We start from the raw sequence: 25,194 nt of genomic DNA, 5'->3' as shown, positions 1-25,194 counted from the left end.
CGTATGAACAGAAGTATACAATCTGAAGGGACATTTGGCATCATCAAATGGGACAGGTCATATAAAAGACTGTTCAGAAGAGGCTTAGAAAACGTAAATTTAGAGTTAACCCTGATTGCTTGTGCTTTTAACCTTTATAAATATCACAATAAACGAAATAGATTGAAGATGATTGCATGATATCAGGTAACTGAATAGATTAAAAAAGCTCTTATTAACATAGGGCTTATTAAAGTACCGCAAAAATCAACAATTATAATAATTATACATAGAGAAACAGACCTGCATTGGCAATGGCCAATGCAGGTCTGCTATTTAGAGACTTTTTTTACAGCCCCTTTTTTACGTGTTCTGCGTTTTCGTTTGATTGCTTTTTTTACAGTCTGTCTGCGTTTTACGTTTTTACTTTTATGATATTCTGCGATTTTTTCACCAATGGTGTTATAGTCTCTTTCAAGCAGAGTTTCACATATATCTTTTTGTAGAAGCTTATGATCTATTTTCTCTTCCATTTTTAAAACAAGATTAGCCTTGCTTAAGTAATCGTACTTTGGAAGATTATATTTATCCTTAATTTCTACTAGTTCAGGACGCCAAAGAAGAGATAACTTGTTTAGCATGGTAACCTTAGGGTTAGGAGTAGGCTCTCTAAGAATATAAAAATCACATGACGTACTTAGTAGCGATTTACTACTATCAGCAGAATCATTTTGATTTACATCGGTCTCTTCGACAGTTATGATTCCCCAGTTATTAGGTACGTGTTCCTTTATGTGATTGCCATGACTGCTTCCGCATACTACAATATTCATATCAAAGTATTTATTGTAGTCTCTAACCTGTCTTTTTAATCTAACGTATGTATCGGCATCGCTTTTGATTTCGATGCCGATTATATTTTCTTTTGTAATCATACATATGTCCGCTCTGGATTTACCAATCATAAGTTCTTCTAAGGTTCTGTTAGTTCCGTAGATTTCATCTAGGAAATCAAAGAGCGGTTCTCTGATATTTTTATCATAAAGCATAAAGATAATCCCTTTACAAAAATATAGTAGTTATTATTAATTCATAATGAATTATATTTATTATACCATTATTCGGCGATGTGGTTACCTTCTTTTTCGTACTTGTTACCAGCGATTGAATATGAAAGAACTTGAACAAGCCATAATATAGTTACACAAATTGGAGCAAACATACCCTGATCACCTATAAGCATTCCTAAAAGTGATATAACCCACATAATCATAAATGCAGCACTTGTGGCTGAATATGAAGCGTATGCTGACTTGTAAATGGTCATCTTCTGAGCTTCATCACATGAATCAATCCAATCTTTAACGAACTTAGTATCAAGAATGTTACCTTTCTTCTCAGGATTCATTTCTTTTTCTAGGCTGACAGTTTTTGCCTGAATAATTACCTCCCATACATATGATAATAGGAACACTCCGAATGTAAGTATAGTGTAAAGATTAGATGATTTTTTAGGTATTACATGTAACTTTAATAAGATATATGCATTCATAGTGAAGAAGAATAAATTTAAAATCATTGAAATTGAAGCTATATAAAGTGGGTGGCCCAATTTGATTTCAATTTCGTCTAATTTATCATAATCTTCATCACCAAGTGACTTATAAGTTTTTCTACAATTGTTATAGCTGATTATGCAATATAGTAAAGCAATGATGTTAACAGCTATAGTAAAATAGATAAAATATGGAGCTATATCAAGTGTAGTATTTTTAAGTGCATTCATAGTACTTTTTGATTTTTTAACCTTTGTTAAAATAGCTGATGTAAAGTATCCTACAAATCCACTAATAATTAATATAGTAGCAAATACTATTGCAATTTTAGTATTTGATTTTTCTTTCTTATTATTCCCCATGATATTATTCCTTTCTGATTTGAATATTTTTATTAATTCTTAATAAGCTATATTAGCTTTCTTCATCTTCTAGTTCGAAGATATCCTCGACCTGTGCATCGCATTTTTTAGCGATTCTGAGTGCGAGAGAAACGGAAGGAGAGTAATCTCCACGTTCAATCTGACTAATGGTCTGTCTGCTTGTTCCTACTAGTTGTCCCATCTGCTGTTGATTAACGCCGAGTTTCGCGCGATATTCTTTTAAGTGGTTAATTAACATAGCAAATTCCTCCTTTAATTGCATTTGGGTTTTTAGTACAGCTGTATTCGTTGTGTTGCGATTCATTGCAACGTGTTTGTTTGTATTCATAGTGTTTCCCTTTCTATTAAATTTTTATGTTTGCTTTTGATTTTAATCAAAAGAGCCCTTCGCGGCTCCCCGCGGAGTCAGAGATTCAATGTAAGTGAATCATCTTTGTTGTAGTGTTACATTGATGTAATGAATAAATTATTTACAGAAACCTTGATTTCATCAAGTTCATCACCTTTTTTGACATCGAAGAAAGCATCTTCAGTTGAAAATGTAATGTTGCGGTAGTTGTTTTTGCTTACATTTTTGCCGTTGAATGTAAGTTTTGATGAAGTAAAAAGTGTAAATAAAAGCCATATAAGTAATCCGTATGTAAAATTATGAGTAACGATGCCAACTATTATTCCTGCTAGAAGAGCAATAGCTTCAATTGTCATTGCACTACCAAATACTTTATATGTCTTCTTTTCATATTTAAGTTCACCAATTGTATATGATACTGCACATCCCATAGATATTGAATCCTGCATGCATTCATTAACATGGCATAAAAAATGATTCTTGATTCTAGGTGTGGCATATTCCTTGTTTGCGTATATTTTAGTCATTTCAAAATCATCTTTAACTCCTTCAAGTAAAAAAGATATTTTCTTTCTTTTTTCAAGTTCTTCATCATTACCAAAAAGAGTTTTGTCAACGATGATACCACACATAACTATAATAGGTTTGCCCTCTTTTCTATGCTTTTTTAATGCATAAACTTTACCACCATATTTAAGAACTTCTGTGATTTCTTCCTTTAATTCGTTAATGTCGACTACATCCTTTAAGCCATCAAATAATGTGTCAATTGTTAAAGTTGCTTTTTTCACGTCTATAAATGAGAGACCTTTTATTTCAGTATTATTGTTTTTCTTCATGTTGTATTCCTCCGATAGTTAAATGTTGTATTGTTATGTTGCGTAGTTCTTTTCCTTCAGCTTTTTAATTTTCATGGACCCGTATCCGGTATGAATTAATTCATAATTTAGCAAATGATCATTTTGACAAGTTAAGTTTTAATTATGACAAGTAAAATTTTCATAATGACAACTATCGTTGTCAAAGATATAATATCATTGACAAGGATACTTGTCAACACTTTTTTTGAAATTTTTTTAAAAACAATGTAATTATCCATTATATGTGTTAGAATGAAGATATGTTAATTGGTGCGAGTTGTAAGGATAATTAAATAGGGAAGAATGAAAAAAGTTAGATAAAAATATAAAGAAGTAACTACAGTAAAAAGCAGAGAAATAAGGAAAAGAATGATATGAGAGAAAACAAAATAATTTTATCTAAGGAGAACGGAATACAGTTTCTTTATGAAAACTGTGCATATTCAGGTGTTAAAAAAATTGCGGATATTGTTCGCAAGGATGTTGAACTTGTTTTAGGCATTTGCCCAGAAGAGCTTAAGGTGAGAAAAAACTTAAGTATTAGCAAGATAGTAAATACTTCTAATGTGAAATCTGGCAAGGCGGGTAATGAGAGCAGCAAAACAACAATTATCTTTGCAACAATTGGTAAGAGCGAAGTTTTAGAGGAATTAGTTAAAGAAGGACTAGTTGATATTAAGGATATCAAGGGTAAAAGAGAAGTTTATAAATTCTCAGTGCGTCCAGAAGAGAATGTAATTTTAATTATCGGAAGTGATAAGAGAGGAACAATTTATGGACTTTTCCATTTATCAGAATTACTTGGTGTGTCAGCATTTGTTAATTGGTCTAATGCAATTCCTAAAAAGAAGAAAAAGCTTGAAATCTCTTTAGATGATTCATGTGTATCTAAGGAGCCTTCAGTTTATTACAGAGGCTTCTTTATTAATGATGAATGGCCATGTTTTGGTAATTGGTGCATGGAGCATTTCGGTGGATTTAATGCAAAAATGTATGCACACGTTTTTGAACTATTGCTTAGAATGAAAGGAAATTACTTATGGCCAGCAATGTGGTCAGCATGTTTCGCTAATGATGGTCCAGGACTTGAAAGTGCGAAGCTTGCAGATGAATTAGGTGTTGTAATGGGGCTTTCACATCATGAACCATGTCTTCGCCATGGTGAGGAATATAGTCAGTTACGAGGTCCAAAATCTAAGTATGGTGATGCTTGGAATTTTAGAACTAACAAGGAGGGTATCACAAGATTTTGGCGTGATGGTCTTAAGAGAAATGGTAATTTAGAGAATGTAATTACGTTAGGTATGCGTGGTGAAAGAGATTCAAAGATTTTAGGCGAAGATGCAACTCTTAAAGATAACATTGATCTTTTAAGAGATGTGTTGAAAGTTCAGAATCAGCTTATAAAAGAAGAAGTTAATGATAACCTACGTGAGGTTCCTAGAATGCTTGCTCTTTATAAGGAAGTTGAGCCATATTATTATGGCGATGAAAAAACAAAGGGACTTATGAACAGTAAGGAACTTAAGAATGTTATATTGATGCTTTGTGATGATAATCATGGATATTTACGAAGTCTTCCAGATGAAGAGATGCGCAAGCATAAGGGTGGATTTGGTATGTACTATCACTTTGACTATCATGGTGATCCAGTTTCATATGAATGGATTAATTCAAGTTATCTTCCACAGGTTTGGGAGCAAATGACCACAGCCTACGAATATGGAGTAAAAAAACTTTGGATAGTTAATGTGGGTGATTTAGGTCTTAATGAAATTCCACTTTCATATTTTATGGATTTAGCATATGACTATGAAAAATATGGAAGTTCAAATATTAATAGTGCGGACGAATACATTCATACATTAATGGAAAAAGTATTCGGTGATGTATACTCGGAAGAAGAGGTTGAAGAACTTGCTGAAATGTACATTAAGTATACTAGAATCATGCATAATAGAAGACCTGAGCATATGGGTAAGTTCGTGTATAGTGTGTGTGGATTCTATGAAGCACAGAAGACATTAATGGAAGTTGAAAGTATTATAAAGGAATGCGAATACTTTTTAAATAAATGTAAGAGAACTAATAAGGATTGCTTTATTGAACTTATCGGATATAGCGTTCTTGCAGGTATGAACCTTGTAAAGATGTGGATTTATAGTGGATTTAATAGCTATTATGCAAGTCAGGGATTAGTAGTAGCTAATGCTTATGCAGATATGGTGACAGAAGCAATTAAAGAAGATAGAAGACTTAAAAAAGTATTTGATAAAGCAGCAGGTGGTAAGTGGAAAGGATTCGCTGATGCTGAACATATTGGATTTAAAAAGTGGAATTGTGAAGAAAGAAAGAATCCTACAATTAGAAATATTATTCCAATAGAAGGAAGCAAGTTGATGGTGGGACTTGAGGCTGAAGCTAATTATACTTCAGGTAGGGAGTGGTCACCTAAACAGATGGATGTTAATTTCTTAAAACCTATTAAAAACTATGGAATTACATCTGCATACATTGGTCTTATGAGTGAGGACAAATGTAAGTTTAGTGTAGAAAAAGATTCAGATTTTATAAAGGTTGCTTTAAGAGAGAAAGCTCATGCAAGTCTTGATGATATTTTCAAGAACTATAAAACTTTTTGTAAAGATGTGATGAGTAAAAATAATACATCTAAGTGTGTGAAAAAAACAGATGACAATAATGATATAAGTTTGGGTAACTATATTATAGATAATAATAGTGCTGTTAATTCTTATGTTGATATTAAAAATCCCCTTAAATTTGTTGATATTTTTGTAGATTATGAAAAGTTAGATAAGTATTATGAAACTATTGATGATTTATATGAAAAGAAAAAAGTTAGTAGCAAAAAGAAACTAACTAGAAGTGAACAGGCAAAGTTTAAATTACTTGATTCTGATTTAGCGAAAGAATATCTTGAAAAAGGATATGTAATATGTCATGTTAAGATTAAATATGATTTAGGTGAAGTAACACTTAATGTTAAAACAGATAGAGATGGTATTAAAGCGATTAATGCTTCACATTATAACACTAAGTATTATAAAAATGAGAATTTTGAAATCATAGAAGGACTTGGAAGAGATACGGATGGTGTTAAAGTAATGCCTGTTGTTGATAAAGTATATAAACTTAAGGATGCACCGGTTATATCTTATAGTGTCGATGTTAAAAAAAGTGGTAAATATAACATAGTTTATGTAATTGAGCCTACTAATAGTTATAAGTATGGAGGTAAGATAACATTTGCTTATAGTATTAATGAAGAGAAGGTAAGAAAAGTCAATGTATTAGAAGATACTTATGTCGCAGGTGTTACAGCTGATTGGGAAGAAGGCGTACTTAATCATGCTAGATATATTGAAGATGTAGTAACACTTAAGAAGGGAACTAACATAATTAATGTTTATGGTCTTTGTAATGAAATAGTTCTTGATAAGATTATATTATCAAAGAAGGATATTAAAATTCCAAGATCATATATGGGACCGGGGGTGAATTGAATGATTAGATTATCACGTATTTTTACTGATGGACTTATATTACAGCGTGACTGTGAAAATCTAGTATATGGATATGCAGATGCAAGTTCTGATGTTAAGGTAGAGTTAAAAAAACATAAAGATAAAGTATCTAGTTTGGATGATATTTGTAGTGAAGAAACTAATATATGTTTTGAAGGAGAAACCACAAGTGATTTAAATGGATACTTTGAAATAACACTTCCAAAAATAGAAGCGGGACATAATTATGAAATGAGAGTTAGTAGCGTAAATGCTACTAACTCTTGTAGTGAAGAAATTGTTATAAAAGATATTGCATTCGGTGATGTCTTTTTATGTGGTGGACAGTCTAATATGCAACTTCAGATAAATAGAACACTTGAAAGATATGAGGAAGAGATTAAGAATACTCATAATGAGGATATTAGAATATTCACAGTTCCAGAAAAATATAATTTTCACCATACTGAGGATATGATTGAAGGTGGTAACTGGGTAAAGGCGGTTTATCCTGATATTTTAGACTTAGGTGCAACAGCTTATTTTAGTGCTAAACACATTTATGCTAAACATGAAGTTCCAATAGGTATTTATAATACGGCCATTGGTGGAACTCCAATTAAAGCATGGATGAGTGAAGAGTCAGTACGAAAGCTTAATCTTCATGTTGATGAATTTGAAGAATGTTTAGATGATGAATTTGTAAAAGAAACAATTGAAAGAGAATATAAGGAAGATCAGGCTTGGAGAGAAGATGCATATATTCATTATGAAGAATTGGATAAAAATGCAAATCTCAGCGATAAGGATTATGAAGAGAAACTTTCTGAGATTGGAATTGAAAGTGGAGTAATTAAACTACCTGGATTCTTTGAAGGTTCACTTGCAAATAGATGCATGAGTATATGCTTAAGAAAGAAAGTATTTATTGATGAAGCATGGCTTAAGCCTGATTGTTCTGATGATAAAAATATATTAAACAGTGATGATAAAGATTTGGATTTATATGGTGATTATGACTATAAACTATATCTAGGTGCTATCATTGATTCAGATAAGACATATGTTAATGGTGTCCCAGTAGGTGATACTGGATATCTTTATCCACCAAGAATATATAAACTTAAGGATGGCATACTTAAACCTGGTGAAAATACAATAGAAGTTAGAATGGTTGTATTTAGAAATGAAGGTGGATTTATGCCTGATATGGATTATTATCTTAAGAATAAAAGAGACGAAACAATTTCTCTTGAAGGAGAATGGGAATACACTGTTGTAAAAGATATGCCATACATAGAAAATTTAACTTTCTTTTCATATAAACCAGCTGGAGTATTCAATGGTATGATTTACCCACTTAGAAAGCAGAAAGTAAAATCTGTAATATTCTATCAGGGTGAATCTAATATTGAAGAATATGAAAATTATAAGATTGAATTTGAAACTGCAATTAATGATTGGCGAAAAGCATTTGCTAGAGAGATACCATTTATATATGTTCAGATTGCTGGATTTAGTGAAGGTAAAATTAGAGATACTGATTTAAGAGCAAGACTTGCTGATGAACAATATAAATGTTTGGATTTACCTAAGACTGCAATGGTTCAGGCTTATGATTTGGGAGAGTACAATGAACTTCATCCAACTAATAAAAATGAAGTTGGAAGAAGAATTTCTGAAGCAGTTGAAAAAGTGGTTTATGAAGGAAAAACATATAACCCAGGTCCAAAATTGGTTTCTGTTAAAAAGACTGATGAAGGATATGTATGTACATTCAGTGAGGATTTGATTTTATCACATGGAATAGATGCAAAGGTTTCACCCGACAGAGATGAAGAAAACATTAGAGGATTTTACTTCATAGTTGGAGGTAAAAGAGTTGAGGCTAAGGCTAAGTTTGGCGACAGCAAAAATATTATTTTGATTGATTCATATGATGGAAATGAGAATGCATTAGCATATGCATGGAGCGATTGTCCAAGTGAAGCTAACCTTTATTCAAAGGATAGATTACCAGTTATTCCGTTTTATTATGGTTTGAATAATTAGAATAAGTGAAAAGCAGGGTAGTAACCCTGCTTTTTTGAGTATGTAACAATTTGTAATAAGAAAAGTATTTGTTAATTATCTTTATTTATATTATTTATTTAATTCATTTTCCTTTTTTAATTTTGCATAAGCATCTAATACGATTCCGATATATGCCACTGAAAGAGCAGCTGATAATAAAAGGTTATTAGGTGCTGATGGATTTGCATATGAGTAATTTTTTACTCCTGCAAAAAATGAAAGTGTAAATAAAATTGCTGTTATTGTGTAAAGATTTAAACAAAGCTTTAATTTTGATAATTTGCTGCTTTTTTCAATTTTATTTGATACTAAATCAACACTAGTTCCAACTGTTGCTCCTGCAACTCCACCTGCTACGAATAAGTTTCTTAATTTTTTCATGTTATAATCCTCCTTTGCCTTTTCCGACTTTATAAATTTTTCATTAAATTAAATAGTTTTTTAAAGGAATTTGTTTTTGTTTTCCTTTGTTGTATATATGATAGCATTTGCTGATATAAGTATCCATTTATTAGACTTACATTTATATTACAGATTTGTAAGGTTGAGTCTAGTGTTGTAATATACCGTAATTATACAAAAAATATATATAAATAATATAAAATGGTAAGCGTTAAATGTAAAAATATACCGAATACGGTTGAAATATATGTGATTTGAAATTATAATTTTTTTATATACATTAAGCAATCATATACATATTAGATAAGTAGAGTGGAGGTTTATGTTATGAATATAGAAGAGATGAAAGAGAAAAAAAGAGAATTAGGATATTCTATAAAACAGATATCTAAACTCTCAGGAGTACCAATGACCACTATTCAAAAAATATTTAGTGGAGAAACTAAATCACCAAGATATGAAACAATGCAAGCATTAACTAAGGTTTTTGAAAAAAAGAATTATAGCTATATGTTTGGTGAAACAGCAGTTCCTTATGGAGCAGGAGATGATGAAAAAACAATAGAGGATTATTATGCTTTGCCAGAAGGATTACATGTAGAACTTATTGATGGTAAGTTTTATAATAAATACGGATATGATGATATATATGATATGTCAGGGCCAAGTACAACTCATCAGTTTATAAGTGATGAAATTATTACTATTTTTAAAACATTTATAAGAGATAATAAAGGTAGATGTTTACCATTCACATCACCTATAGATGTTCAGTTAGATGAAAATGATAACTCTATAGTTCAACCAGATATATTAATATTATGCGATAGGGATAAACTTACAAAGGAAAAAATAATAGGAGCACCAGATTTTATAATAGAAATTGCTTCTCCTAACAATGTGGCAGCAGACACTGTAACGAAGATGTTAAAGTATAGGAAATCAGGTGTTAAGGAGTATTGGATTATATTTCCTATAGAAGAAAAAATTATGGTATATGAATTTACAAAACAGGATTTACCAGTTGAATATTCATTTACTGATGAAATTCCAGTTGGAATTTGGGATGGCAAGTGTAAAGTTGATTTTAATAAAATAAAGCAAAGTCTTCATGAAATATATGGAGAGTAGTTAAAAATCAGGACATAAGCCTTGCTTTATGTTTATAATATATGTATTTCAAAAACTATGCAAAAATTACAGCCTATAAAAAATTATTATATTTCCTTTTATTGAAAAATGGGTTAGTATGTGTTAAACTAGCATAGTTTTGAATAGAAAAAAGAAAAAGAGAATAATGGAGGATTTATGGAAGAAAACAAAATGGGTGTACTGCCAGTTAAGAAGCTTATTGTTTCCATGGCGGTTCCAATGATGATTTCTATGTTAGTGCAGGCTCTTTATAATATTGTAGATAGTATATTTGTATCGAAGGTTGCCGAAGAAGCACTAACAGGTGTAACACTTGCATTCCCGCTTCAGATGCTTATGATTTCAGTAGGCTCAGGTATGGGCGTTGGTATGAACGCAATTTTATCAAGAGCACTTGGTGAGAAAAAACAGGATAGAGCGAATGCCGCAGCAAATACTGGTTTATTCTTAACGGTAATGAGCTATCTTGTGTTTTTAATAATAGGTATATTTGTTTCAAGACCATTTATTAATAGTCAGACAAATAAGGCAGTTATTTCAGATTATGGAACTACATATATTACAATATGTACAACTCTTTCGTTGGGATTGTTTTTCCAGATGACATTTGAAAGATTGTTACAGTCAACAGGTAAGACTATTTTTAGTATGGTAAGTCAGCTTACAGGTGCTATTGTAAATATTATCCTTGATCCAATTCTTATTTTTGGATTGTTAGGTATGCCAAAACTTGGTGTTGCCGGTGCTGCTTATGCTACAGTCGCTGGTCAGACAGTAGCAGGTATCGTTGGATATTTCCTTAATGTTAACTTTAATAAGGAAGTACAGTTATCAATTAAAGAAGTACTTAAACCTGATGTTAGCGATATTATTAAGATTTATGAGATTGGTATTCCATCAATGATTATGATGTCAATCGGTTCGGTTATGACATATCTTATGAATAATATTTTAAAGACATTCTCGGATACAGCACAGGCTGTATTTGGTGCATACTTTAAGTTGCAAAGTTTTATATTTATGCCAGTATTTGGTCTTAATAATGGTCTTATTCCAGTACTTGCGTATAATTATGGTGCTAAATCAAAGAAGAGAATTAATGAAGCTGTGTTCTTTTCAATGAAGATGGCTTTCTGCATTATGATTTTGGGTACAGTGTTGTTTTGTAGCATACCAAAGTTATTACTTGGATTATTTGATGCATCAGATTATATGATAAAGATTGGTGTTCCAGCACTTAGAATAATTTCTTTATCATTCCCAATTGCTGCTATATGTATTATTTTGGGAAGTACATTTCAGGCATTTGCTAAGAGTACTTATTCATTGATTGTGTCAGTTTCTAGACAATTAATTGCTCTTATTCCAGCAGCTTGGTTGCTTTCAAAGACTGGTAATGTTAATAATGTATGGTGGGCATTTCCAATCGCGGAAATAGCATCACTTACAGCATCACTATTTTTCTATAGAAGAATTAAAAAGAATATTATTGATACGTTGGATAAATAATAGATAAAAAAAATCGATGAACGCTTAGTCGTTTGTCGGTTTTTTTTAATTGAAAAAAATTTGTAACGTTTTTATTCCTTAGGTGTTTATATGATATAAGAAATTTATAAAGAGGGATTATTACAAGCAGGGAATTGTATAGAAATAATAAGAGGTAGCGCCATGAAAAGAAAAAATAAAAAGTATAGTTTTTTTAAGAAAATAATTAAAATGATTTTTGCTAAGATAAAACAACTAGCAAAATATATTTTAACAACAGCAAAACAAACTAGGTTAAGAACAAAAATTATATATGTGCTTTTGGCATTTGTAGCATTTGGGGTGTTTAATTATAGAAAAGGTGAGATTAATCTTCCAGTAAAAGTGGCTATTTATAATGAACAACATAAGTTATATGGAAATGCAACGGACATATATTATATGGATGATGAAGAATTAAAGGAATTAGAAAGTAATAGTATTCTTTCGGTATATAGAGATGGTTTTAAGTATTACATTACTGGAAAGGGTCATAAGTATAGAATTTCGAGAAATGAATTTTTAAAATGTGTATACAAAAGAGAATATTCTAGTAATGTGAAATATGAAATTGGAGCACTTAGTCAAGGCGTGGTTTTAACATATAAAAGCATTAATGATGAGTGGGAAGAAGAAGGGCAAAGAGCCGTTTATAGTGAAGATATTACTAGATTGTTGAACGAAAAAATAAAGAAATATGAAGGTGAAGAGGCGATAAATAATAATTCGAATTATCAACGTAATAGCGGAAGAATTATGAGTGATGAAGATGAAAAAAAACAGAAATTGAATATAAAAAAGAAAATAAAAGTTGAACGAGTTACAAATGCGTGGTCAGATCTGTGTTATAAATATAGGGTAAATGCATCTGAATTGATGATATTATATAAATATAAGTATTCTGAGTTAAAAAAAGAAGATGAGTCAAAAAATATGGACAGATCATATTATCAGATTATAGGTTTGAAAACATATTTTGGAAAGAATTATGAGAAAAAAGATTTGACACAGAATGAAAGACCACAAAGTGAGCATATTAGGTTTGATTATAGACTTCTAGGAATTGGAAATTTCGTAGATATGGAGGATTTAATAGGATATACAACTATGATAAGTCTTGATAAACAATCAAAATTTAGAAGGAAAATAAAAAATAGATTTAATTCGAAGATGGAAATAGCTAATTCTGTTGATATATTTAAAGCGGCTACATATTTAAATAATGATGAACTACCTGAAAACTTACCTTATTACACTAAAACATATACAAGAGGAAAGGATATTTTACAAATATGTATTGATAATGTAAATGATGTAGCATTTGTTGCAGTGTTTAACACTGATGATGTTATTACAAAGAAGGCATTATCATGGGAAATGAATTCATTTATGTTAAATCCATTAAAAAGAAATGTTTGGGTAAACTGGTATATTGTTGTAAGAATGGTTTTATTTATGATTGTTGAGTGGCTAGTATTTGTATATATAAGAAAAAGACGTAAAGTAAAATTTAATAAGAGTCTGAACTGCTTGCAATAATTGTAACAGTTTTTTATAGGGAGGAAGTATTGGCGCATACTTCCTTCTTTTTGTTAAATTTTAATTCTAAAAAGTGGGTGAATATGATAAAATGTAGGTAGAATTTTTTATACTAAAGGAGTAGATATGAAGTTAATATCTTGGAACGTAAATGGAATTAGAGCCTGCATGGGAAAAGGGTTTATGGATTTTTTTGAAGAAGTAGATGCTGACATATTTGCATTACAGGAAACTAAGGTTTCAGAAGGGCAGATAGATTTTAAGCCAGAAGGATATTTTGATTATTGGAATTATGCTGATAAAAAGGGATATTCAGGAACAGCAGTTTTTTCTAAAAAGGAACCTGTAAGTGTAAGTTATGGCTTAGGGATTGATGAGCATGACCATGAAGGCAGAGTGATTACATTAGAGTTTGAGGACTTTTATTTTGTAACGGTTTATACTCCAAACTCAAAAAGGGAGCTTGCAAGACTTGAGTATCGTATGGTTTGGGAAGATGCATTTAGAGATTATCTTCTTAAACTTGATGAGAAGAAACCGGTAATTGTAACTGGCGATATGAACGTTGCTCATAAGGAAATTGACCTTAAGAATCCAGAGACAAATAGAAGAAATGCAGGATTTACTGATGAAGAAAGAGAAAAGATGACAGTTCTTCTTGATAGTGGATTTATTGATACATTTAGAAAGTTTTATCCAGATAAAACAGAGATTTATTCATGGTGGTCATATATGTTTAAGGCTAGAGAGAAGAATGCAGGATGGAGAATTGACTATTTCTTAGCTAGTAATTCACTAGATGAAAAACTTGTGGATGCTAAGATTTATACAGATATCTTTGGTTCAGATCATTGCCCTGTAGGACTTGAAGTGAATCTTTAATGGATAAATAATTGGGTGGATTTTGGGATTATTGTTAATTGGGCCAGCGTTTGTGCGCTGGCCTTTATGAAAATAATTGATATATAGATTTATTTGTATGACTAATGGAGGAAGTATAAGTTATGAAATTAAAACGGTTGATATTACCGCTTATAATTTGTTTTATGATTATCGGAGGTTCGAGGTATTTAAGGGATAAATCCTATGAGTATAATCTAGACGCAAGTATTGATAAGAGTGGATTGTTTCATAATATTGCTTGGGGGACAAGTAGGGATGAAGTAAAGAAAATCTTTAAGAAAGAAATTAAAATTAAGCCACGAGTATATCAAAAAGAGCATTTAACAATGAGAGCAAGATATTATGATTCCATGAAGGATGTAAGAGCGGACATTGTTGCATTTTTTGATAAAAATGCTGGCCTTAAAGATGTGGGTATTTATATATTTGAAAATGAAGGTACTGGATATGATGTAGACACATTAAAGGATAAATATATAAAGAAACTTACTGAAGTATATGGTAGTCCAAGTTCAGAATTTGATGAACATGATTACGAGTGGCAGACCATAAATGGGGCAGTCCAACTTAAAGTTTGGGATGATGAGGAAAAATATAATCAAATAGGAATTTTTTATTCTAGCGAATATTCAAAATGTACAAAAGGTGATAGAAAAGGTTATTTTAATTCAACTAGTTGGGGAACAAGTAAGGATGTATTTGCTGAGAGAATGGAAGAAAAATATGGTACATATATAAATCAAAGTGAAAAAGTTGTTGATACAGAAATTAAAGACTATATGAATTTAAAAGGAATAGATGCGAGTGTAACGGCTTTTTTTGATAATGGTTTATATCAAGTTGATTGTGCCTATGTAATACAAAATGAAGCACATTATAGCGTGAAAGAATTCAAGAATATTTATATTACTAAATTTAATTACTTATATTCTAAACCAACATACGAAGCATATGATCAATATCGTTGGGAGACTTCTGAAGGAACAATTAATATGATGGTTTATAATAATGCGGCAAGCGGAGAACCGGATGTGGAAATTAGTTATAGTAAAAAAGAAGAAAGAAATTAGAGGGACAGAGTTTAACTATTATTTACATGAAATGAGGGGATATAATGGATTTTAGAGAGTTAGCTAAGACAGAAGAATATGATTTTTTAAGAAATGATAAAAGACTTGGTAATAGAATTATACTTCTTGGAGTTACAGGAAGTTATGGATATGGTACTAATAGAGAAGGAAGTGATGTCGATTTTAGAGGAATCACATTAGAACTTCCATCTGATTTGATTGGATTTACTGAGTTTGAACAGTTTGAAGATAGAAAAACAGATACAGTTATATTTGGATTTAATAAGATTATGAAGTTGTTGCTTGGATGTAATCCAAATACAATTGAAATACTTGGAATAGATGAGGATGAATATGTCATCAAGAATGAAATAGGGCAGAGTCTACTTGACAGAAAAGAGATGTTTTTAACTAAGAGGGCGGCGGCTTCATTTGGTCACTATGCAGATGCACAGTTAAGACGTTTGCAGAATGCAATTGCAAGAGATTCTATGAGTCAACCTGATAGGGAAGGACATATAATAAAATCAGTTGGACATGCACTTGATGATTATAATAGAAGAAGTGAAACGATGACTGGTGGAGTTACTAAACTTTATATTGATGAAGCTGTAACAGAAGGTCTTGAGAAAGAAATTTTCATTGATGGTGAACTTAAACACTATCCACTTCGTAAGTACAATGAGATGATGAATACTATGATGAATGTCGTTAAAGAGTACGATAAGATAGGGAAGCGTAATAATAAAAAAGATGATTTGCATTTAAACAAGCATGCGATGCATTTGCTGAGATTGTTTATGATGGGAATTGATATTTTGGAGAATAAGGTTATTAGAACCAGAAGACCTGATGATGAACTTGAACTTTTAAAGGCAGTAAGAGATGGCCAGTTCATGAAGGACAGTGTACTTACTGAAGAGTTTTACAAGGTTGTATCCAAGTATGAGCAAATGTACGCAGAAGCTGAAAAAAACAGTAAGTTACCAGATAATCCTGATATGGAAGCTGTGGAAAAATATGTGTTAGACATAAATAGAAGAATTATAAATGGAGAAATATAATTATTAAGGAGGGACATATGACAGAGATAGAAAAGAAGATACAGGAATCACTTGATGAGATAGAGAAAAAATATAATGTTAAAATATTAGTTTCGGTGGAGTCTGGTAGTAGATCATGGGGATTCGCTTCGCCGGATAGTGATTATGATGTAAGATTTATATACGTGAATAAAGAAGATGAATACTTAAGAATCGATAATAAAGATGATTATATCGACTATATGCTTGACGAAGTTTATGACATAAATGGATGGGATTTGAAAAAGGCTCTTCTTGCATATGGTAAGGGAAATCCAAGTATTATGGAGTGGGTGAATTCACCAATAAAATATCGTAAATCAGATGAATGGGATGAAATTGCTGAAGTTGTAAAAACTTATTTTTCAAAAAAAGTAGCGATTTATCATTATTATGGTGTGGCTAATAGTACATATCACAAATATTTGACAGAGGATAAGGTAAAGTACAAAAAATATTTTTATGCATTAAGACCTCTTTTGTGTTGTAAGTGGATCGATAAGTATAATGAATATCCACCGGTTGAATTTTCTAAGTTGTTGGAAATGTTTGATGGTAGTGATGAAACTTTGACTAAGGAGTTGCTTGATGAAATAAACAAATTAGTTGAGATTAAAAAGGAAACTAATGAAAGTGATTTGAATGAACACATTCCGATGATTAAGGAATTTATAGAGACTGAACTTGATAAGCAGAAAGCGGTTGCCGACTCTTTAGAAGATGATAGAAATGGTGACTATACTAAGCTTAATGAGTTGTTTGTGAAGGTAGTCAAGATGATGTAAGGAGGTACATATGAATTTCACTTTAGCAAATGCTATCGAAATTGCACCAGTTGGTTTTGGTTCATACAAGGCTACAGAAGGTAATGGAAAAGATACTATAAAGATGGCCCTTGATTGTGGGTACAGATATATAGATACGGCAGCGCTTTATAAGAATGAAAAGGAAATAGGAGAAGCGCTTAGTGAATATGGACTAGATAGAAAAGAGATTTTCCTTTGCAGTAAGGTTTGGCCAACTATGTTAGGTGAGAAGGAAACACTTGAATCATTTGCTAAGTCATGCGAGGACTTACAGACAGATTATCTTGATATGTATCTTATACACTGGCCAAAAGCAAATCAGACAGACGATAAGTGGCAGGAGAAGTTAGCAGCAGGATGGGCTGTTATGGAAAAACTTTATGAAGAAGGCAAGATAAAAGCCATAGGATTATCAAACTTCTTACCACATCATATTGAAATATTAAAGAAAACTGCTAAAGTAAAACCTATGCTTGATCAGTTAGAACTTCACGTAGGGTATATGCAGGAATATACTTTAGAATATTTAAAGAAGGAAAACATATTAGCACAAGCTTGGAGTCCACTTGGAAGAGGTAAGGTACTTGGAGATAGTAGAGTAAATGCATACGCCCAAAAGTATGGTAAGTCAAGTGCACAAATTCTACTTCGATACTTACTACAGCGAGGAGTTCCAGTAATTCCAAAGGCTTCAAGTACTGAAAGAATGAAAGCTAATTTGGATGTTTTCGATTTTACAATTAGTGAAGAAGATATGTCCATCTTATCATGCGTTGAGCAGATAGGTTGGTCTGGTGAACATCCGGATACAGTTGAGTTTGGATTTTAGAGTAATAAAGCAGCTATTGATTTTTAATCATAGCTGCTTTTATAATTCAAGAAATGGTAAAATCGTGTGGAAATTAGTAAAAAGAAACGGTAAAATCGTGTGAAATTGTGTAAAAAAAAACGGTAAATTCGCGCGAAACTGTGTAAAAAGAAATGGTAAATTCGTTTGACAAAGGATGGGAAACGATGTAAAATCAAGAAAAAGGAGGGATGGATAATGTATAAAAGGAAGATATATGACTCTTTGAAAAGGTGGAAGAAAGAAGTTGATGGGCAATCAGCTGTTTTAATTGAGGGCGCTAGACGAATTGGGAAGAGTACAGTTGTCGAGGAATTTGCTAAAAATGAATATAAGGATTACATTTTGATAGATTTTTCAACTGCTGAAGAGGCGATAAAAACAAATTTTGATAATATAGGTAATATAGATGTTTTTTTTAGGAATCTTTTTTTGTTGACAAAAAAGAAATTAGAAGAAAGAAATGGTGTAATAATATTTGATGAAGTTCAGTTTTATCCTAGAGCAAGACAGATGATAAAACACCTTGTAAAAGATGGACGCTTTGACTACATAGAAACAGGTTCCTTGATATCTATAAAAAAGAATGTGAAGGATATATTAATACCTTCTGAGGAAGAATGTATAAAAATGTATCCTATGGATTTTGAAGAATTTTTGTGGGCTAATGGTGATGATATAACTATGGATGTTATTAGAGATGCTTTTGAAAAAAAGAAACCATTAGGGGAGGAAATTCATAGGAAAATATTGCAGGAATTTAGAACATATATGGCGGTTGGTGGTATGCCACAAGCAGTTGAAGCATATGTGGAGGGAAAAGATTATAGACAGATAGATAGAGTTAAAAAAAATATTTTAAATTTATATATTAATGATTTGAAAAAACATGATTCAGAAGAGAATGATAGAGCAGATGTGATTTTTAAATCATTACCTGAACAGTTATCAAATCATAATTCGATTTTTAAATATTCAGTGATAGATAAAAACGCAAGAATGATAAATTGCATAAATGCTATTGATTTCTTAAATGAATCGATGATAATAAATAATTGTGTTAATGTCACTGCTCCTGAAGTCACTTTGGAATTATATGCTGATAGAAGAAAATTTAAAATGTTTATGGGTGATACAGGTTTATTAGTATCTGATATTATAAAAAATAGTGAAGATATTGATGTTATATATCGTTCCTTGGTTATTGATAAATTAGGCATAAACCAAGGAATGATATTTGAAAATATGGTAGCACAAATGCTTAGAACAAAAGGATATGAATTATATTTTCATGAATTTAATTATTCAAAAATTAAAGATAATGAAGGGAAAAAATATGAAATAGATTTTTTGATTGTTAAGGGGAAGAGAATTGTACCAATAGAAGTTAAATCATCAAGCTATAAAAATCATAAGTCATTTGACTATTTTAAAGAAAAATATAAAATTAAGATGAATGATAGATATATAATATATACGAAAGATTTGTCTGTTGAAGATGGAATAGTTTATATTCCAATTTATATGACTTATTGTATATAGGCATAAGGAGACATCTATGAAAAAATTACTCATTTGTAATTAAGGGTGATGCAGCAGTGTTGAATAAAAATAATTCAGCAAATGCATAAGTATAAATAAGGAAGGATGAAAAGAAATGAAGGAAGAAAAAAGATTAATAATTTGTGTAGGACTTGTGGTATTGATTATGCTAGCACTTGTTGGAGGTGCAGCATTGTTTAAACAAATGAATAACAAATTTGATAAGCAGGAAGAAAAAAATCAAAGCGCAGACAAAACACTTAGTGAGTACATTGAAAGCCTAAAATGGGGAACTGAAATGAATGAAATCAAGGATACTCTTAAGAAGGAATATAATATTGATTTACAAGTTGGAAGCAAGTATTGTGAATTTAAAACGAGTGATTATAAGAATGTTAACAAGGTTGATGTAAGTGTAGCACTTTCTCCAGAAGGTAACGTTATGAAACCTGAGGGAGGAAAACTATCAAAGATTTCAATTGTATTTGTTCCAAATGATGAAAGCCTTACTACTGCTGATGCGACTTTCGAAAGATTGGATGAAATAGCAAAGAAATATGAAGAAGAGTTGAAAAAGGATTATAAAGAAGGTGAAGCTAATTCAACTTTTGATAGAAAGTGGGAAAACGATGAAACTACAATTGATATGAACCTTTCAAATAAATTAATAATAAAATATGCAAAGAAATAAGGAGTAAAATAATTGATATGACAACTAGCAATACCCATAATTTACTAAATACAGAACGCTTGATTCTGCGTGGATGGAATGAAAGTGACGTAGATGATCTATATAAATATGCAAGTGATTCAGATATTGGACCAATTGCGGGATGGCCTGCACATCAGAGTGTTGAAGAAAGCTTGGAAATAATTAAAAATGTTCTTAGCGATAAAGAGACATATGCCATTTGTCTTAAAGAAGATGGCAATGCAATAGGTGCCATCGGACTTAAACTTGGTGAACAAACAGATTTGACTGATAGGAATGATGAATGTGAGATAGGTTATTGGCTTGGAAAACCATTTTGGGGACAGGGCATCATGCCTGAAGCAGTAAAAGAAATACTTCGTTATGCCTTTGAAGATTTAGCTATGAATAAGGTATGGTGCGGATATTATGAAGGCAATAATAAGTCAAAGCGCGTTCAGGAAAAATGTGGATTCAAGTATCAATGGAAATCAGAAGATGTAGACGTACCATTGATGCATGAAACAAGAACTGGTTATGTAAGTTTGATGACAAAAGAAGACTGGTTAGAAATGCAAGAAAGATAATGGGACAAAGGATGAAATTAAGTTTACTAGAAAGATTTATAGAAGAAAGAGGTAGATTTATGTCAGAAATTACAATTGATTCATTTAAGACTGAGGAAGGGGTTAGACAACTTTTCGAATCAGTTGGTTATATTGGTGAGAAGAATTGTTTCTTATATGCACTTAACAGGGATTATGTTCCAGGCGATACAGGTTTATGGAAAAATTATAGTTTTACTAGAGGTGCTACTAAAATGGGAGGTGCATTTGCTGGATATTTTGCGAATTCATTAATGAAGGCAGTTGATAATGAACTTGCACAGAAGCAGGCTTTGATTACTAATCCAGCTATTCAACTTTTAACAAATACTACTGATATTCGTGGTTATGTTTTTAATAAGACTGAGAAAGGTTATGGTTTTATTCCACTTTCTAATGATTATAAATTGATTACAAAGCTTAAGGATGTGAAGGCGCATCCGGAGTTATTTGCTGAGATTACGCATCAGGATATTGAGAAGAAAACTTTAAAGAAGATTCCTCTTAATTTTAATCGAAGAATTGCACAGTTTAAGTTTAATTGTGAGAGCCCTTATGCGATGCTTACACTTACGATTTATACGAAGAATGATGTTATTGAGTATCAGGAGAAAAATTGTGCCATCCTTATGAGTGAGGGCGTGTAATTAGCGATGTTTAATATGAAGTTTAATTTGTTAGTTTTTATGAGGGTGTATTATGGCATTTAAGATTATTAATGGTGATATTACAAAGATAAATGCGGATGCGATTGTTAACACAGCGAATCCAAATCCGGTGGTAGGAGTTGGTGTTGATAGTGCTATTTATGAGGCGGCAGGATTTGATGATCTTCTTAATGAGAGAAAGAAGATTGGGGTGTTAAATCCTGGTGAAGTTGCGATTACGTCGGCATTTGCTCTTAGTAGTAAGTATATAATTCATGTTAGTGGACCGATGTGGAATGGCGGTAATAGTGGCGAGAGAGATATTTTAAAGAACTGTTATATGAGTGCGCTTAAACTGGCTTTCGAGAGTGGTTGTAAGTCCATAGCTTTTCCACTTATTGCTACAGGATTTTATGGTTTTCCAAGGGAACTTGGCATGGAGATTGCTGTTGAGTCTTTTACAAAGTTTTTAGAAGATTTTGAGATGGATATTATCCTTGTTGTGTATGATGGGAATGATTTAGTACCTGCAGCAAATGCTAGAGAACTTATGACTTATATTGATGATTCCATGGATGAAAAATGTGCATTACCAGATGAGATGATTTTAATGTCCATGCCTATGGAGGCTAGTGCAAGTGTTAAAACTAGTGATAAATTGCTTGGAAAGAAACTAGCAGGTAAAAAGTTAGCAGGTAGGGGAAAGAAATCTAAATCAGCAAAATATGATGATTTTGATATAGCCTGCAATATGGAAGCGAAGCCTTGCACAAAGGAAGATTTGGATGAGGCACTTAAAAACATATACACTGATTCATTTGCAAAGCATTTGCAGATGATTATAAACAAAAAGGGTTTGAAGAATTCGCAAGTTTATGCAGCAGCTAACATTTCTAAACAGTATTTTTCAAAACTTCTTAATGGTAAGGTTAATCCATCTAAGGAAAAGGTTTTATCCCTTGCGGTTGGACTTAGACTTAATCTTGATGAAACTATTGATCTGTTGAAACTTGCTGGATATGCATTTTCTCCGATTTCGCAGACGGACTTGGTTGTTAAGTATTTTATTGAGAATAAAAAATATAATGTTATTGAGATAGATATTTATCTTTTTGATTTAGGATTAGATACTTTATCAGGAGATGTGGGCTGATGTCACACATCTCCTTTTTTATGTGTATAAATAGTGTAGGGAAACCGAGAATGTTTTATGAAAGGGCGCAAAGATAAATGAATAAAGTGAAAATGATATTATTTGCTGTACTAATATTATGCGGCATGGCGATAGGTCCTAAGCAGGTTAAAGCTGCAGATGGAGATATAAAAATTGAGATTTACAAAAATTCAGATGAAGATAGTTATAGAAAATATTATTATTATAAGAATATGCAAGATAATTCTTTTGATGAATTAGAAGGTGTGTCATATGATTATAAAAAACAGGAATTGACCTTAAATAATTGTAGAGTGAGTGGATTATCAATTAATGTTTATAACATGGACTTTGAGGATTTTAGTATTGTTTTAAAAGGGAATAGTATAATTAGAACACAAGGTATAGATAGGCCTATAAGAGTATATAAGGATTCATCAGCAAATGCAAAAAAGACTAATGTTGTTATTAAGGGAGATGGAAAATTATATTTATATTGGGATTATACAGATTTATTTCCTTCAAGAAATTATATTGAAAATAAATATGGTGATGTGGTAATAGATGGACCGACTGTTGTTATGCCGCAGTATGATTGCGGTTATTATTATAATCCAGCTATTGTATCAAATGGATTTATTATGAAATCTGGGAAATTAGATGTAACAGTTTATCCTTATATTAAAGAAGAATCAAATAATAAAGTTAGGTATTTTTATAATAGTGTCATTAGGGCTAAAGAAAAAATAGATATATTAGATGGTGAATTTAATGTAACGTACAAGTATTTTAAGAATGATGATAAAGATGTAATTATTAATTGGGTTGATTATGTGGTTTTAGATATTTATGGTTATGAACCAAAGGGAACTGATAAAGTGAATTTATCTGTAGCAGATGAATTGAAAGAATACGTTAAGGTGAAAAAAAATTATGGATTACGTTTTAGGATTTTGTTAGAAGATGGAGAATCTGTGAAGGAGTATGATGATCCAAGTTGTATAGATGGACTAACGTGGGATGCTAAAAGCAAAATTTTGACAATGGATAATTTTGAATGTATTTGGCTTGAAATAAAATCAGAGAACATGCATGAGAAAATTACAATTAATGTGAAGAATAAGAATATTTTTCATAGTAAAGCTTATGGAATAGTAATTGAAGATTTGGATTTAACATTAATTGGTGATGGCTCTATTAAAATGACTGGAGGAATTACAGCTAGTGTGCGTTATTATGTGGCAGCTAGAACTGGAGATGATGGAAAAGCAAGACTAGTTGTTGATGGCCCTTATTTAGAAATTGATGATTCATATATGTATTTTGATAGATTTGAATTAAAATCTGGTCGTATAGATATGACAGTTGACTGGTATAAGGATGTTTGGGTGAGTGACTCACTTTCTTTAATACGTCGTTCTGCAATTGTGGTAAGGGAAGGGTTGGTTATTTCTGGTGGAACTATGTATGTGAAAATGGATAAAATACCAAAGGAATATGAAGATTATGATTCATTAAAATTGTATCCAGTTATAGGAGTTGTAGGTAGAGATGAATATGAGGATGATTATGTTATCCCTGAGGTAAGATTTGAAGATTGTAATGTTATTTTTGTTGATGAATATGGAGCAAGGGAAGAATTTATAGATTATTATTATAAAATTAACAAAGAGTTTGAAATGACTAAAAGTGAAAATGTTGATTTTAAATATGCAACAGATGAGTCAGAAATAAAAAAGATTTCTATAGATAACTACGATGTAAAAGTATTAATTAATCCATGTTATTATAATGGCAAACCGAAGACTCCTAAAGTTCAGTTAGGTACTTTGGTTGAAGGTGTTGATTACGAAGTTACATATGAAAACAATATAGAAATTGGTAAGGCGAAAGCTCATATTAATGGTATTGGATTATATACAGGTAAAAAGACTGTAGAATTCGATATTATTGATAAGAATGGAGTTGTAAAACCTAAGAAAGAAAATGCTTCAAATCCTAGCAATGATGACATTAATTCTATTTTTACAGATAGGAATTTCAAATATAGAATCATTAGTGAATCTTCAGCAAATGCGAAATATGGCAAAGTAGAAGTTGTTGGTTTAGTTAATAAAAATCATAAGAAAGTTAAGATAAAGAATACAGTTGCATTTGCTGATAAGAAGTATAAGATAACTTCAATAGCAAAGAAAGCTTTTAAGAACAATAAGAAAATCAAGTCTGTTGTTATTGGAAAGAATGTAACTAAGATTGGAAGTAAGGCTTTTTATAATTGTAAGAAGTTAAATAAGGTGGTTATTAAATCAAAGAAACTTAAGAAGGTTGGTAAGAAAGCTTTCTTTAAGAAGGGCAAGGAAAAGGTAAAATTTGTTGTTCCTAAAAATATAAAGAAAGCATACAAGAAATTATTTAAATTTTAAAGGAGTTGCGGCCTTTTTGGCCGCTTCTTTTTGTAGAATAAATGTTTTTTGTATGATATAATTCGTATAACGACCGTTAAA

General features: G+C 31.3%; 22 protein-coding genes. 17 read left to right on the top strand and 5 right to left on the bottom strand.

Annotation, left to right across the window (positions count from 1 at the left end; translation table 11 throughout):
- The first annotated feature begins 3 nt into the window (after positions 1-3).
- Positions 4-180, top strand: coding sequence for a transposase (locus B5D16_RS10590; protein ID WP_078766230.1), 177 nt, complete (start codon positions 4-6; stop codon positions 178-180).
- Between the two features lie 131 nt (positions 181-311).
- Here B5D16_RS10590 and B5D16_RS10585 read toward each other — a convergent pair whose 3' ends face one another.
- From B5D16_RS10585 to B5D16_RS10570, 4 genes are all read right to left on the bottom strand, one after another.
- Complete coding sequence (locus B5D16_RS10585) at positions 312-1,028, bottom strand: sce7726 family protein (protein ID WP_078766958.1); 717 nt, start codon at positions 1,026-1,028, stop codon at positions 312-314.
- 68 nt (positions 1,029-1,096) lie between these two features.
- On the bottom strand, positions 1,097-1,897 hold the full coding sequence (locus B5D16_RS10580; protein ID WP_078766957.1) for a DUF3169 family protein: 801 nt from the start codon (positions 1,895-1,897) through the stop codon (positions 1,097-1,099).
- Between the two features lie 52 nt (positions 1,898-1,949).
- Positions 1,950-2,246: a helix-turn-helix transcriptional regulator gene (locus B5D16_RS10575; RefSeq protein ID WP_341465213.1), complete on the bottom strand. Its 297-nt coding sequence runs from the start codon at positions 2,244-2,246 to the stop codon at positions 1,950-1,952.
- 116 nt (positions 2,247-2,362) lie between these two features.
- Complete coding sequence (locus B5D16_RS10570) at positions 2,363-3,106, bottom strand: hypothetical protein (protein ID WP_078766956.1); 744 nt, start codon at positions 3,104-3,106, stop codon at positions 2,363-2,365.
- 395 nt (positions 3,107-3,501) lie between these two features.
- On the opposite strand from B5D16_RS10570, the gene B5D16_RS10565 reads away from it, so the two are divergent.
- Both B5D16_RS10565 and B5D16_RS10560 read left to right on the top strand, forming a co-directional pair.
- Positions 3,502-6,651, top strand: coding sequence for a glycosyl hydrolase 115 family protein (locus B5D16_RS10565; RefSeq protein WP_078766955.1), 3,150 nt, complete (start codon positions 3,502-3,504; stop codon positions 6,649-6,651).
- Positions 6,652-8,703: a sialate O-acetylesterase gene (locus B5D16_RS10560; protein ID WP_078766954.1), complete on the top strand. Its 2,052-nt coding sequence runs from the start codon at positions 6,652-6,654 to the stop codon at positions 8,701-8,703.
- Between the two features lie 90 nt (positions 8,704-8,793).
- Here B5D16_RS10560 and B5D16_RS10555 read toward each other — a convergent pair whose 3' ends face one another.
- Positions 8,794-9,105: a hypothetical protein gene (locus B5D16_RS10555; protein ID WP_078766953.1), complete on the bottom strand. Its 312-nt coding sequence runs from the start codon at positions 9,103-9,105 to the stop codon at positions 8,794-8,796.
- 348 nt (positions 9,106-9,453) lie between these two features.
- Between B5D16_RS10555 and B5D16_RS10550 the strand changes: the two genes are divergently transcribed.
- The 14 genes from B5D16_RS10550 to B5D16_RS10485 all read left to right on the top strand — a co-directional run bounded on the left by B5D16_RS10550 (position 9,454) and on the right by B5D16_RS10485 (position 25,113).
- A complete protein-coding gene (locus B5D16_RS10550; protein WP_078766952.1) occupies positions 9,454-10,257 on the top strand; it encodes a Uma2 family endonuclease in 804 nt (267 codons plus the stop codon).
- 177 nt (positions 10,258-10,434) lie between these two features.
- Positions 10,435-11,787 (top strand): MATE family efflux transporter, encoded by a 1,353-nt coding sequence (locus tag B5D16_RS10545; RefSeq protein ID WP_078766951.1) that lies wholly within the window; start codon positions 10,435-10,437, stop codon positions 11,785-11,787.
- A 162-nt stretch (positions 11,788-11,949) separates the two neighbouring features.
- Positions 11,950-13,344 (top strand): hypothetical protein, encoded by a 1,395-nt coding sequence (locus B5D16_RS10540; RefSeq protein WP_078766950.1) that lies wholly within the window; start codon positions 11,950-11,952, stop codon positions 13,342-13,344.
- A 126-nt stretch (positions 13,345-13,470) separates the two neighbouring features.
- On the top strand, positions 13,471-14,226 hold the full coding sequence (locus B5D16_RS10535; protein WP_078766949.1) for an exodeoxyribonuclease III: 756 nt from the start codon (positions 13,471-13,473) through the stop codon (positions 14,224-14,226).
- Positions 14,227-14,348: 122 nt separating this feature from the next.
- Positions 14,349-15,317, top strand: a complete 969-nt coding sequence (locus tag B5D16_RS10530; RefSeq protein ID WP_078766948.1) for a hypothetical protein — start codon at positions 14,349-14,351, stop codon at positions 15,315-15,317.
- 44 nt (positions 15,318-15,361) lie between these two features.
- Positions 15,362-16,381: a DNA polymerase beta superfamily protein gene (locus B5D16_RS10525; protein ID WP_078766947.1), complete on the top strand. Its 1,020-nt coding sequence runs from the start codon at positions 15,362-15,364 to the stop codon at positions 16,379-16,381.
- 17 nt (positions 16,382-16,398) lie between these two features.
- Complete coding sequence (locus B5D16_RS10520; protein WP_078766946.1) at positions 16,399-17,184, top strand: nucleotidyltransferase domain-containing protein; 786 nt, start codon at positions 16,399-16,401, stop codon at positions 17,182-17,184.
- 10 nt (positions 17,185-17,194) lie between these two features.
- Complete coding sequence (locus B5D16_RS10515; protein WP_078766945.1) at positions 17,195-18,034, top strand: aldo/keto reductase; 840 nt, start codon at positions 17,195-17,197, stop codon at positions 18,032-18,034.
- Positions 18,035-18,250: 216 nt separating this feature from the next.
- Positions 18,251-19,594 (top strand): ATP-binding protein, encoded by a 1,344-nt coding sequence (locus tag B5D16_RS10510; RefSeq protein WP_242943036.1) that lies wholly within the window; start codon positions 18,251-18,253, stop codon positions 19,592-19,594.
- Between the two features lie 115 nt (positions 19,595-19,709).
- The gene (locus B5D16_RS10505) at positions 19,710-20,285 is read left to right on the top strand and encodes a hypothetical protein (protein WP_078766944.1); all 576 of its coding nucleotides are present in this window, start codon (positions 19,710-19,712) and stop codon (positions 20,283-20,285) included.
- Positions 20,286-20,302: 17 nt separating this feature from the next.
- Complete coding sequence (locus B5D16_RS10500) at positions 20,303-20,872, top strand: GNAT family N-acetyltransferase (RefSeq protein ID WP_078766943.1); 570 nt, start codon at positions 20,303-20,305, stop codon at positions 20,870-20,872.
- 11 nt (positions 20,873-20,883) lie between these two features.
- Positions 20,884-21,537, top strand: coding sequence for a hypothetical protein (locus B5D16_RS10495; RefSeq protein WP_143405109.1), 654 nt, complete (start codon positions 20,884-20,886; stop codon positions 21,535-21,537).
- Positions 21,538-21,589: 52 nt separating this feature from the next.
- Entirely contained in the window at positions 21,590-22,690 is a 1,101-nt protein-coding gene (locus B5D16_RS10490) for a macro domain-containing protein (protein ID WP_078766941.1), read from the top strand.
- Between the two features lie 77 nt (positions 22,691-22,767).
- Positions 22,768-25,113, top strand: a complete 2,346-nt coding sequence (locus tag B5D16_RS10485; protein ID WP_078766940.1) for a leucine-rich repeat protein — start codon at positions 22,768-22,770, stop codon at positions 25,111-25,113.
- Positions 25,114-25,194: the final 81 nt, after the last annotated feature.

Source organism: Eubacterium uniforme, assembly GCF_900167115.1.
Taxonomy (GTDB): Bacteria; Bacillota; Clostridia; order Lachnospirales; family Lachnospiraceae; genus Eubacterium_S; species Eubacterium_S uniforme.
The sequence above is the reverse complement of the archived record's forward strand: the minus strand, read 5'-3'. Positions and strand labels throughout refer to the sequence as shown.

What these genes read in the sequence shown, in the direction of transcription:
- B5D16_RS10590 (WP_078766230.1), top strand. Translation starts at nt 4, where the DNA reads ATGAACAGAAGTATACAATCTGAAGGGACATTTGGCATCATCAAATGG.
- B5D16_RS10585 (WP_078766958.1), bottom strand. Translation starts at nt 1,028, where the DNA reads ATGCTTTATGATAAAAATATCAGAGAACCGCTCTTTGATTTCCTAGAT.
- B5D16_RS10580 (WP_078766957.1), bottom strand. Translation starts at nt 1,897, where the DNA reads ATGGGGAATAATAAGAAAGAAAAATCAAATACTAAAATTGCAATAGTA.
- B5D16_RS10575 (WP_341465213.1), bottom strand. Translation starts at nt 2,246, where the DNA reads ATGAATACAAACAAACACGTTGCAATGAATCGCAACACAACGAATACA.
- B5D16_RS10570 (WP_078766956.1), bottom strand. Translation starts at nt 3,106, where the DNA reads ATGAAGAAAAACAATAATACTGAAATAAAAGGTCTCTCATTTATAGAC.
- B5D16_RS10565 (WP_078766955.1), top strand. Translation starts at nt 3,502, where the DNA reads ATGAGAGAAAACAAAATAATTTTATCTAAGGAGAACGGAATACAGTTT.
- B5D16_RS10560 (WP_078766954.1), top strand. Translation starts at nt 6,652, where the DNA reads ATGATTAGATTATCACGTATTTTTACTGATGGACTTATATTACAGCGT.
- B5D16_RS10555 (WP_078766953.1), bottom strand. Translation starts at nt 9,105, where the DNA reads ATGAAAAAATTAAGAAACTTATTCGTAGCAGGTGGAGTTGCAGGAGCA.
- B5D16_RS10550 (WP_078766952.1), top strand. Translation starts at nt 9,454, where the DNA reads ATGAATATAGAAGAGATGAAAGAGAAAAAAAGAGAATTAGGATATTCT.
- B5D16_RS10545 (WP_078766951.1), top strand. Translation starts at nt 10,435, where the DNA reads ATGGAAGAAAACAAAATGGGTGTACTGCCAGTTAAGAAGCTTATTGTT.
- B5D16_RS10540 (WP_078766950.1), top strand. Translation starts at nt 11,950, where the DNA reads ATGAAAAGAAAAAATAAAAAGTATAGTTTTTTTAAGAAAATAATTAAA.
- B5D16_RS10535 (WP_078766949.1), top strand. Translation starts at nt 13,471, where the DNA reads ATGAAGTTAATATCTTGGAACGTAAATGGAATTAGAGCCTGCATGGGA.
- B5D16_RS10530 (WP_078766948.1), top strand. Translation starts at nt 14,349, where the DNA reads ATGAAATTAAAACGGTTGATATTACCGCTTATAATTTGTTTTATGATT.
- B5D16_RS10525 (WP_078766947.1), top strand. Translation starts at nt 15,362, where the DNA reads ATGGATTTTAGAGAGTTAGCTAAGACAGAAGAATATGATTTTTTAAGA.
- B5D16_RS10520 (WP_078766946.1), top strand. Translation starts at nt 16,399, where the DNA reads ATGACAGAGATAGAAAAGAAGATACAGGAATCACTTGATGAGATAGAG.
- B5D16_RS10515 (WP_078766945.1), top strand. Translation starts at nt 17,195, where the DNA reads ATGAATTTCACTTTAGCAAATGCTATCGAAATTGCACCAGTTGGTTTT.
- B5D16_RS10510 (WP_242943036.1), top strand. Translation starts at nt 18,251, where the DNA reads ATGTATAAAAGGAAGATATATGACTCTTTGAAAAGGTGGAAGAAAGAA.
- B5D16_RS10505 (WP_078766944.1), top strand. Translation starts at nt 19,710, where the DNA reads ATGAAGGAAGAAAAAAGATTAATAATTTGTGTAGGACTTGTGGTATTG.
- B5D16_RS10500 (WP_078766943.1), top strand. Translation starts at nt 20,303, where the DNA reads ATGACAACTAGCAATACCCATAATTTACTAAATACAGAACGCTTGATT.
- B5D16_RS10495 (WP_143405109.1), top strand. Translation starts at nt 20,884, where the DNA reads ATGAAATTAAGTTTACTAGAAAGATTTATAGAAGAAAGAGGTAGATTT.
- B5D16_RS10490 (WP_078766941.1), top strand. Translation starts at nt 21,590, where the DNA reads ATGGCATTTAAGATTATTAATGGTGATATTACAAAGATAAATGCGGAT.
- B5D16_RS10485 (WP_078766940.1), top strand. Translation starts at nt 22,768, where the DNA reads ATGAATAAAGTGAAAATGATATTATTTGCTGTACTAATATTATGCGGC.